Annotated in this window: 8 protein-coding genes, 1 rRNA gene and 1 other annotated feature; of the genes, 5 read left to right on the plus strand and 4 right to left on the minus strand. The window is 57.1% G+C overall.

Annotated elements, in window-relative coordinates; translation table 11 throughout:
- Position 1: 1 nt before the first annotated feature.
- Positions 2 to 1,123 carry a bifunctional chorismate mutase/prephenate dehydrogenase gene (gene tyrA, locus ASF13_RS02715; protein ID WP_056232260.1) on the plus strand — a complete coding sequence of 374 codons (1,122 nt, stop codon included), beginning with the start codon at positions 2 to 4 and terminating at the stop codon, positions 1,121 to 1,123.
- A 55-nt stretch (positions 1,124 to 1,178) separates the two neighbouring features.
- Here the strand turns inward: tyrA and pheA are convergent, their stop codons facing one another.
- From pheA to bamD, 4 genes are all read right to left on the minus strand, one after another.
- On the minus strand, positions 1,179 to 2,339 hold the full coding sequence (gene pheA / locus ASF13_RS02720; RefSeq protein ID WP_056232263.1) for a bifunctional chorismate mutase/prephenate dehydratase: 1,161 nt from the start codon (positions 2,337 to 2,339) through the stop codon (positions 1,179 to 1,181).
- Between the two features lie 24 nt (positions 2,340 to 2,363).
- Positions 2,364 to 2,488: a sequence feature (Phe leader region), on the minus strand.
- A complete protein-coding gene (pheL, locus tag ASF13_RS24735; protein ID WP_199177700.1) occupies positions 2,440 to 2,487 on the minus strand; it encodes a pheA operon leader peptide PheL in 48 nt (15 codons plus the stop codon). (Overlaps the previous feature by 48 nt.)
- Before the next feature lie 98 nt (positions 2,489 to 2,586).
- Positions 2,587 to 2,919, minus strand: a complete 333-nt coding sequence (gene raiA / locus ASF13_RS02725; RefSeq protein ID WP_056232266.1) for a ribosome-associated translation inhibitor RaiA — start codon at positions 2,917 to 2,919, stop codon at positions 2,587 to 2,589.
- A gap of 268 nt (positions 2,920 to 3,187) precedes the next feature.
- Positions 3,188 to 3,919 (minus strand): outer membrane protein assembly factor BamD, encoded by a 732-nt coding sequence (gene bamD / locus ASF13_RS02730; RefSeq protein ID WP_056232269.1) that lies wholly within the window; start codon positions 3,917 to 3,919, stop codon positions 3,188 to 3,190.
- A gap of 131 nt (positions 3,920 to 4,050) precedes the next feature.
- Between bamD and rluD the strand changes: the two genes are divergently transcribed.
- From rluD to ASF13_RS02750, 4 genes are all read left to right on the plus strand, one after another.
- Positions 4,051 to 5,028 (plus strand): 23S rRNA pseudouridine(1911/1915/1917) synthase RluD, encoded by a 978-nt coding sequence (gene rluD, locus ASF13_RS02735; RefSeq protein ID WP_056232272.1) that lies wholly within the window; start codon positions 4,051 to 4,053, stop codon positions 5,026 to 5,028.
- Positions 5,028 to 5,756, plus strand: a complete 729-nt coding sequence (gene yfiH, locus ASF13_RS02740; RefSeq protein ID WP_056232275.1) for a purine nucleoside phosphorylase YfiH — start codon at positions 5,028 to 5,030, stop codon at positions 5,754 to 5,756. The genes rluD and yfiH overlap by 1 nt, the downstream gene beginning before the upstream one ends.
- Before the next feature lie 125 nt (positions 5,757 to 5,881).
- Complete coding sequence (gene clpB, locus ASF13_RS02745; RefSeq protein ID WP_056232278.1) at positions 5,882 to 8,455, plus strand: ATP-dependent chaperone ClpB; 2,574 nt, start codon at positions 5,882 to 5,884, stop codon at positions 8,453 to 8,455.
- 477 nt (positions 8,456 to 8,932) lie between these two features.
- A 16S ribosomal RNA gene (locus tag ASF13_RS02750) occupies positions 8,933 to 10,472 on the plus strand.
- Positions 10,473 to 10,497: the final 25 nt, after the last annotated feature.

Here is a 10,497-nt window from a genome sequence, read left to right on the forward strand (position 1 = left end):
TATGGTGGCTGAGCTGACCGCACTACGCGATCAAATCGATGAAACGGATAAGGCGCTGCTGGATCTGCTGGCGAAACGGCTGGCGCTGGTAGCGGAAGTGGGTGAGGTGAAAAGCCGCTACGGGCTGCCGATTTACGTCCCCGAGCGTGAGGCCTCCATGCTGGCCTCGCGCCGCAAAGAGGCGGAACAGCTGGGCGTGCCCCCGGATCTGATCGAAGATGTGCTGCGCCGCGTGATGCGCGAGTCGTACACCAGTGAAAACGATAAGGGCTTTAAAACGCTTAATCCGGGACTGCGCTCGGTGGTGATCGTCGGCGGCCGCGGCCAGATGGGGCGGCTGTTTGAAAGAATGCTGACCCTGTCCGGTTACCAGGTCGAGATCCTCGATAAAGAGGACTGGCATCGCGCCGACGCGCTGCTGGCGAATGCCGGTATGGTGATCGTCAGCGTGCCGATCCATCTGACCGAACAGGTGATCGCCGAACTGCCGCCGCTGCCGCAGGACTGCATCCTTGTCGATCTCTGCTCGGTGAAGAACAAACCGCTGCAGGCGATGCTGGCCGCGCACGGCGGTCCTGTACTTGGCCTGCACCCGATGTTTGGCCCGGACAGCGGCAGCCTGGCAAAGCAGGTGGTGGTGTGGTGCGACGGCCGTCAGCCGGAAGCCTATCAGTGGTTCCTGGAGCAGATCCAGGTGTGGGGCGCGCGTCTGCACCGCATCAGCGCGGTGGAGCACGACCAGAATATGGCCTTTATTCAGGCGCTGCGCCACTTTGCCACCTTCGCCTACGGCCTGCATCTGGCCGAGGAGAACGTGCAGCTGGACCAGCTGCTGGCGCTGTCGTCACCGATCTACCGGCTGGAGCTGGCAATGGTCGGGCGTCTGTTTGCCCAGGATCCACAGCTTTACGCTGACATTATCATGTCGTCGGAGAGTAACCTGGCGCTGATCAAACGCTACTACAAGCGGTTTGGCGAAGCGATTGGGCTGCTGGAGCAGGGCGATAAGCAGGCGTTTATCGCCAGCTTCCGCCGCGTGGAGCAGTGGTTTGGTGACCACGCCCAGCGCTTCCAGGCCGAGAGCCGCATCCTGCTGAAGCAGGCTAACGACAGCCGGCCGTAACGCGTAAGACAGAAAAAAGGGCCGCAGGGCCCTTTTTTATTGGCGTGTAACAGGCTTACTGCGGCTCGACCGGCACCACGTTTTCGCTTGGGTAACAGCCCAGCACCTTCAGCGAACGGGTAATCGGTGCCAGCTCGCGCAGCGCCTGCTGTACGGCTTCGGTGCGCAGGTTGCCCTGGAAGTCGATGTAGAACATCTCCTGCCACGGGTTGCCGTTAATCGGCCGCGACTCCAGCTTGCTCATGGTCAGATTATGCTGACGCAGCACCAGCAGCGCCTCTACCAGCGCACCCGCCTGCTGGCCGGTGGCCATAATCAGCGTGGTTTTGGCCGGTACCTGTAGCGACACGTCAATCGGCTTGCGCGCCAGCACGATAAAGCGGGTGATGTTCTGCCGCTGGTTCGCCAGGTTACGCTCCAGCACCTGCAGGCCGTACAGCTCGCCGCCGGCCTCGCTGCCCAGCGCGGCCACCTTGGGTGAATTCATCGCGGCAACCTTCTCCATCGCCGCGGCGGTGCTTTCGGTGTACTCAATTTTCCACTGCGGGAAACGATTGATGAAGTGGCTGCACTGCTGGAACGGCTGCGGATGGCTGTACACCGTCTCAATCTGCTGCAGGTCGGTTTGGCCTGAGACCAGCACGCAGTGATCGATCGGCATGGTGATTTCACCGACGATCGACAGGCTGGTCTGTTGCAGCAGATCATACACGTCGGTAATCGAGCCGGAGGTGGTATTCTCCACCGGCAGCACCGCATATTCGGCCTGTCCGGTCTCTACCTGGTTAAAGATCTCGTGGAACTTGGCACAGCCGATCTCAATAACGTTATCGAAGTGGCGGGCGGCGTAGTGGCGTGACGCCAGGTGCGAGTAAGAGCCTTTTGGCCCCAGGAAGGCGACGCGCGCCGAGCTGGCGTTAGTGTTGTTCAGCTGTTTCTGCAACAGAGCCTGCTGGGTCAGCACCGAGTCTTCAATAATCAGCTGGAACAGGCGGGTGATAAAGTGGGCGTCCAGCTGGTGAGTCTTACCCAGCGCGATCAGTCGCTCCAGCAGGTCGCGTTCGCGGTCGATATCGCGGATAGGCTTATGGGTAGCCATTTTTGCTCTGGCGACGTCGACCGCCAGTTCACGACGCTGGGCCAGCAGCGTCAGCAGTTGTTCGTCGAGTGCGCTGATTTTTCCACGCAGGGCAAGCAGGGGATTCTCGGTGGTCATAAGTGCTACCTGTCAGATGTCGCTAAAAAAAAAGCCTCCCGGTTGGGAGGCTTTGTTGTTCGTCTTCGCATTCATTCTCACACGACGAATTGCCTCCCGGTCATGGGAAGGTAAAAAAGAATGCGAAGAAAAACGGGATACGGTGCATGTTGCTGTCCATAAGGTCTGAGGGGATTAAAGTAACCGCTGTAATTTCATTCTGTCAATAAAAAACGCGCCCGGCGGGCGCGTTATCTCTGGGTGGGGATTACTCTTCGTCAACCACGCTGAGGTCTTTAACACTGGCGGCGGCGCGGCGGGCTTCACCTTTATGCTGAACTTTGTTCAGCTGACGCTCTAGTTTGCCGATCAACTCGTTAATTGCCGCATACATGTCTTCATGCTTAGCGGTGGCGACCAGCGGGCCATTTGGCGTATTGATGGTGGCATCGGCAACGAATTCTTTCGGCTCCTTCGACAGAACGATGTGCGGATTAATCAGGTGGGTTTGCCACTTTTCGAGCTTACTCAGACGGTCTTCGACATGCTGGCGGATGGCCGCCGTGATTTCCATTTGCTTGCTGGTAATGTTCAGAACCATAGTGTTACCTCTCTGTCATTTCCGTCTTGGTGGATCCAGCATAGCGCGATTTACGCGGAAAGGTGTGATCTAAATCACGATTTTTTGTCACTTTTTGTCAAAGAAGGAAAATCTGTGAGAAGGGCAGAGAAACCCTCCTGCAGGCCTTGCAGCCGGGGATATTCGGTGGCATTGTTGATAAGTTAACTTGCGGGGAAACGGGTGAAAATGCCTGTTTTTACAGCAAAAAAAGCAGCCTGTTACGGCTGCTTTTTTATTGTGTCACCGATCAGGCCTGGTTAGCGGCGATGATTTTGGCGACGCGCTCGGCTTCAGCGTTCAGCTGCAGCTGGCGATAAGCGTTTTCCATCAGCGGCAGCGCCGTGCGGGTGGCATCGGTATCGGAATAATCCTTCAGCATTTGCTCTACACGGTTAACCACAGCGACATAGGCACCGCGTTTGGTGTAGAATTCAGCAACGGACAATTCGTACTTCGCCAGGCGCTCCTTCAGGAACACCAGGCGCTTGCGGGCATCGGTCGCGTACTGGCTGTTCGGGTAGGCGTGCAGCAGCTGTGAGAAGTCCTTAAACGCGTCACGTGCATGGCTCGGATCGCGGTCAGAACGGTCGATACCAAAGAAGCCCTGCAGGGCGCTGTCATCCAGAGCCATATCCGTCAGACCACGCATATAGATGACGTAATCGATATTCGGATGGGTCGGGTTCAGACGCATAAAGCGGTCGATGGCAGCCTGCGCCAGCGGTAAATCGGCATTTTTGTAGTAAGCGTAGATCAGATCCAGCTGAACCTGTTGGGAGTACGGCCCGAATGGATAGCGGTTATCAAGCGCTTCCAGTTGCGTTATGGCTCCTTTAAAGTTACCGTCCTGCAGTTTTTGCTGAGCCGTGGCATAAATCTCAGCAGGCGGGCTGTCAGGCACCACGTCCTTGGAGCCGGAACATCCAGCTAATGCCAGGCTCAACGTGGCTGCAGCCACCAGATATTTCATACGCATCATGACGATTTGATTATCCTCAGAGTGTTATTCAGGAAAGCTGTCCGTTTAGCTCCCGATAGTGACCAGGTACAATAGCACATTATATTAAACGGCATCGCCGTGAAAACCCAACGTTAACGAAGAAGCTGTATATGGCACAACTAGTAAAACTCAACGCAACGGTATCCGAATCGCAACTCGGACAACGCTTAGATCAGTCTTTGGCTGAATTGTTCCCTGATTATTCACGATCTCGCATAAAAGAGTGGATCCTTGACCGTCGCGTCACTATGAACGGTCAAATTGTCGACAAACCTAAGGAAAAAGTGCTCGGCGGTGAGCAAATTACCATCGATGCCGAGATTGAAGAGGAAGCCCGCTGGGAAGCGCAGGATATCCCACTGACTATCGTCTATGAAGATGACGACATTCTGGTGATCAATAAGCCACGCGATCTGGTGGTTCACCCGGGTGCCGGTAACCCGGATGGCACCGTGCTGAATGCGCTGCTGCACCACTTCCCGGCGATTGCCGATGTACCGCGTGCGGGCATCGTGCACCGCCTGGATAAAGACACCACCGGGCTGATGGTGGTGGCAAAAACCGTTCCGGCGCAGACCCACCTGGTGGATTCCCTGCAGCGGCGTGAAATTACCCGTGAGTACGAAGCGGTGGCCATCGGCCGTATGACCGCCGGCGGCACGGTGGATCAGCCGATCAGCCGTCACTCAACCAAGCGCACCCATATGGCGGTGCATCCGATGGGCAAGCCGGCGACCACCCACTACCGCATCATGGAACATTTCCGTGCGCACACCCGCCTGCGTCTGCGTCTGGAAACCGGCCGTACCCACCAGATCCGCGTCCATATGTCGCACATCAGCCATCCGCTGGTCGGTGACCCGCTGTACGGCGGTCGTCCTCGCCCGCCTAAAGGGGCATCCGAAGCGTTCATCAGCACCCTGCGTGGTTTTGACCGTCAGGCACTGCATGCGACCATGCTGCGTCTCTATCATCCGATTACCGGAATTGAGATGGAGTGGCACGCGCCGCTGCCGCAGGATATGGTCGACCTGATCGCCGCGCTGAAGGCCGATACCGAAGAGTTCAAAGAGCAGCTGGACTGGTAATGGGTCTGATTACCCCGCAATGGACGGTGCCGGCCAACGTACGCGCCGGCAGCAGCACCCGCAGCGGGGGCGTCAGCACGGCGCCCTGGGACAGTCTGAATCTTGGTGCCCACGTCGGTGATGACGGGCAGCGGGTGCAGGAGAATCGTCAGCGGCTGCTGCAGCTGGCGGAACTGCCCGCGATGCCGGTCTGGCTGGAGCAGGTCCACGGTATCGAGGTACTGCGGCTTAACGGGGACATGCCAGCGGCGGTGCGAGCCGATGCGGTGTGGACCCGGCAGCCGGGCGTGGTCTGCGCGGTGATGACCGCCGACTGCCTGCCGGTACTGTTCTGTTCTCAGGACGGCCAGCAGGTGGCGGCGGCGCATGCCGGCTGGCGTGGCCTGTGTGCCGGGATACTGGAAGCCACTCTGGCGGCGTTTTCCGTTCCGCCGTCAGAGATTAGCTGCTGGCTCGGACCGGCGATCGGCCCGACCGCGTTTGAGGTCGGTGCCGAGGTGCGGGAGGCATTTGTCAGCCAGCATGCTGAAGCCGATGCGGCATTCCGTCCGCAGGGTGAAAAGTTCACCGCCGATCTCTGGCTGCTGGCAAAACAGCGCCTGCAAGGTGCCGGCGTGGCGCAAGTTTTCGGCGGGGGTGACTGCACTTTTAACCAGCATGAGCAATTTTTCTCCTTCCGACGCGATGGAATCACCGGCCGTATGGCAAGTTTCATCTGGCTGAGTTAACCTAGCGCCACAAGACGGTCCGGAATGATGTTTTTTTCTCCAAAAACTCAGGTCAGATACCTTGAAAATTTGAGGGATGACCTCATCTAATCTCCAGTAGCAATCTGACCTGAAAGGGGGAAATGATGCGTCTGGATCGTCTTACTAACAAATTCCAGTTGGCTCTTGCCGACGCCCAGTCTCTGGCCCTTGGCCGCGATAACCAATTTATTGAACCTCTGCACCTGATGAGCGCCCTGCTTAGCCAGGAAGGCGGATCGGTTCGTCCTCTCCTGACCGCCGCCGGCGTTAACGTGGCCGAACTGCGTAACGGCATTGAACAGGCTCTTAGCCGTCTGCCGCAGGTCGAAGGCACCGACGGCGATGTGCAGCCCTCTGCCGATCTCGGCCGGGTACTTAACCTGTGCGACAAGCTGGCGCAAAAGCGCGGCGACAACTTTATCTCCTCCGAACTGTTTGTGCTGGCGGCGCTGGAATCGCGCGGTTCGCTGGCGGACTTACTGAAATCGGCTGGGGTGACCAGCGAGAAACTGACAAAAGCGATTGAGCAGATGCGCGGAGGCGACAGCGTGAACGACCAGGGTGCCGAAGACCAGCGTCAGGCATTGAAGAAATACACCATCGATCTCACCGAACGGGCGGAGCTGGGTAAGCTTGACCCGGTGATCGGCCGTGATGAAGAGATCCGCCGCACCATTCAGGTGCTGCAGCGCCGTACCAAGAATAACCCGGTGCTGATCGGTGAACCCGGCGTGGGTAAGACCGCGATCGTTGAAGGGCTGGCGCAGCGCATTATCAACGGCGAAGTGCCGGAGGGGCTGAAGGGCCGCCGCGTACTGGCGCTGGATATGGGTGCACTGGTGGCCGGGGCGAAATACCGCGGTGAATTCGAGGAGCGTCTGAAAGGCGTCCTCAACGATCTGTCGAAGCAGGAAGGCAACGTCATTCTGTTTATCGATGAGCTGCACACTATGGTCGGTGCCGGTAAGGCAGACGGCGCGATGGATGCCGGTAATATGCTGAAGCCGGCGCTGGCTCGCGGTGAGCTGCACTGCGTTGGTGCCACCACGCTGGATGAGTATCGTCAGTATATAGAGAAGGACGCCGCGCTGGAGCGTCGCTTCCAGAAGGTGTTTGTCGCCGAGCCGACGGTGGAAGACACCATTGCCATCCTGCGCGGCCTGAAGGAGCGCTATGAGCTGCATCACCATGTGCAGATCACCGACCCGGCCATCGTCGCGGCGGCCACGCTGTCGCACCGCTATATTGCCGATCGCAAACTGCCGGATAAGGCGATCGACCTGATCGACGAAGCGGCATCCAGCATCCGTATGCAGATTGACTCGAAGCCGGAATCGCTCGATCGCCTGGAGCGGCGGATTATCCAGCTTAAGCTGGAGCAGCAGGCGCTGAAGAAAGAGTCTGATGATGCCAGCATCAAACGTCTGGAGATGCTGGAGAACGAACTCGGCCAGAAAGAGCGTGAATACTCTGAGCTGGAAGAAGAGTGGAAGGCGGAAAAAGCCTCGCTCTCCGGTACCCAGCATATTAAAGCCGAACTGGAGCAGGCGAAGCTGACCATGGAGCAGGCGCGTCGCCAGGGTGACCTGGCTCAGATGTCCGAGCTGCAGTACGGCAAGATCCCGGATCTGGAAAAACAGCTGGCGGCGGCAACCCAGGCCGAAGGCAAAACCATGCGTCTGCTGCGTAACCGCGTCACCGACGTTGAGATTGCCGACGTACTGGCGCGCTGGACCGGTATTCCGGTAGCGCGGATGATGGAAGGCGAGCGCGATAAGCTGCTGCGGATGGAGCAGGAACTGCATAAGCGGGTGATTGGTCAGAACGAAGCGGTGGAAGCGGTCTCTAATGCGATTCGCCGCAGCCGCGCTGGCCTGGCCGATCCCAACCGGCCGATCGGTTCGTTCCTGTTCCTCGGCCCGACCGGGGTGGGTAAAACCGAACTCTGTAAGGCGCTGGCTAACTTTATGTTCGACAGCGACGAAGCGATGGTACGCATCGACATGTCCGAGTTTATGGAAAAACATTCGGTGTCGCGGCTGGTGGGGGCACCTCCGGGGTATGTCGGTTATGAGGAGGGCGGTTATCTGACCGAAGCCGTTCGCCGCCGCCCTTACTCCGTCATTCTGTTAGATGAAGTAGAGAAGGCACACCCGGACGTGTTCAATATCCTGCTGCAGGTGCTGGACGATGGCCGCCTTACCGACGGTCAGGGGCGCACGGTGGACTTCCGTAACACCGTGGTGATCATGACCTCGAACCTCGGTTCCGATCTGATTCAGGAGCGCTTCGGTGCGCTGAGCTACGGTGAAATGAAGGAACTGGTGATGTCGGTGGTCAGCCACAGCTTCCGACCGGAGTTTATCAACCGTATTGACGAGCTGGTGGTGTTCCATCCGCTGGGTGAAAACCATATTGCCTCGATTGCCCGTATTCAGCTTGGCCGCCTGTATCAGCGCCTGGAAGAACGCGGCTTTGAGTTGCAGATCTCCGATCAGGCGTTGCAGCTGTTGGGCGAGAACGGCTTCGACCCGGTGTACGGTGCAAGGCCGCTGAAACGGGCTATCCAGCAGCAAATTGAGAATCCGCTGGCGCAGCAGATCCTTTCCGGGGCGCTGGTTCCGGGAAAAACCATCCGGATGGATATTAAAGACGGCGTAATCGTGGCGCATCAGTAAGGTTAGTCGAGTAGCAAAAATGGGCCTCTGGCCCATTTTTGTTGAATAAAGCAGCAAAAGAGCGCGTTAATCAGCCTTTCTGGTGGAAAAGTAAACGTTTGAAAAGTTTTTTGCAATTAGCCCTTGTCAGCCYCCAGAAAATCCCTATACTGCGCCTCCACTGACACGGAACAACGGCTTACGAGTCACCGGGTCAGGAGCTTCAGGTAACTGAAGCGACAGAGAAAAATCTTCAAAAAAAGATTGACTCYGAAKGAGGAARGCGTAATATACGCCACCTCGCAACAGGAAGCTTCGGCACTGATTGCACCGCTCTTTAACAATTTATCAGACAATCTGTGTGGGCACTCGCAGGATTGATATCAGACACCTTCGGGTGTCAAAAAATATCAAGTCTCACGAGTGAACACATAATGAAATTCATTATGACGTTTTACAGATGAGCATCGCTGCACTTGTTGCAGCAAATCGAACTTTTAATTGAAGAGTTTGATCATGGCTCAGATTGAACGCTGGCGGCAGGCCTAACACATGCAAGTCGAACGGTAGCACAGAGAGCTTGCTCTTGGGTGACGAGTGGCGGACGGGTGAGTAATGTCTGGGAAACTGCCCGATAGAGGGGGATAACTACTGGAAACGGTAGCTAATACCGCATAACCTCGTAAGAGCAAAGTGGGGGACCTTCGGGCCTCACGCTATCGGATGTGCCCAGATGGGATTAGCTAGTAGGTGGGGTAATGGCTCACCTAGGCGACGATCCCTAGCTGGTCTGAGAGGATGACCAGCCACACTGGAACTGAGACACGGTCCAGACTCCTACGGGAGGCAGCAGTGGGGAATATTGCACAATGGGCGCAAGCCTGATGCAGCCATGCCGCGTGTATGAAGAAGGCCTTCGGGTTGTAAAGTACTTTCAGCGGGGAGGAAGGCGMTGWGGTTAATAACCWCGKCGATTGACGTTACCCGCAGAAGAAGCACCGGCTAACTCCGTGCCAGCAGCCGCGGTAATACGGAGGGTGCAAGCGTTAATCGGAATTACTGGGCGTAAAGCGCACGCAGGCGGTCTGTCAAGTCAGATGTGAAATCCCCGGGCTTAACCTGGGAACTGCATTTGAAACTGGCAGGCTAGAGTCTTGTAGAGGGGGGTAGAATTCCAGGTGTAGCGGTGAAATGCGTAGAGATCTGGAGGAATACCGGTGGCGAAGGCGGCCCCCTGGACAAAGACTGACGCTCAGGTGCGAAAGCGTGGGGAGCAAACAGGATTAGATACCCTGGTAGTCCACGCTGTAAACGATGTCGACTTGGAGGTTGTGCCCTTGAGGCGTGGCTTCCGGAGCTAACGCGTTAAGTCGACCGCCTGGGGAGTACGGCCGCAAGGTTAAAACTCAAATGAATTGACGGGGGCCCGCACAAGCGGTGGAGCATGTGGTTTAATTCGATGCAACGCGAAGAACCTTACCTGGCCTTGACATCCACGGAATTCGGCAGAGATGCCTTAGTGCCTTCGGGAACCGTGAGACAGGTGCTGCATGGCTGTCGTCAGCTCGTGTTGTGAAATGTTGGGTTAAGTCCCGCAACGAGCGCAACCCTTATCCTTTGTTGCCAGCGATTCGGTCGGGAACTCAAAGGAGACTGCCGGTGATAAACCGGAGGAAGGTGGGGATGACGTCAAGTCATCATGGCCCTTACGGCCAGGGCTACACACGTGCTACAATGGCGCATACAAAGAGAAGCGAACTCGCGAGAGCAAGCGGACCTCATAAAGTGCGTCGTAGTCCGGATCGGAGTCTGCAACTCGACTCCGTGAAGTCGGAATCGCTAGTAATCGTAGATCAGAATGCTACGGTGAATACGTTCCCGGGCCTTGTACACACCGCCCGTCACACCATGGGAGTGGGTTGCAAAAGAAGTAGGTAGCTTAACCTTCGGGAGGGCGCTTACCACTTTGTGATTCATGACTGGGGTGAAGTCGTAACAAGGTAACCGTAGGGGAACCTGCGGTTGGATCACCTCCTTACCTCAAGATACATTCCCGCGTAGTG

It is taken from the genome of Erwinia sp. Leaf53 (assembly GCF_001422605.1).
GTDB lineage: Bacteria > Pseudomonadota > Gammaproteobacteria > Enterobacterales > Enterobacteriaceae > Erwinia.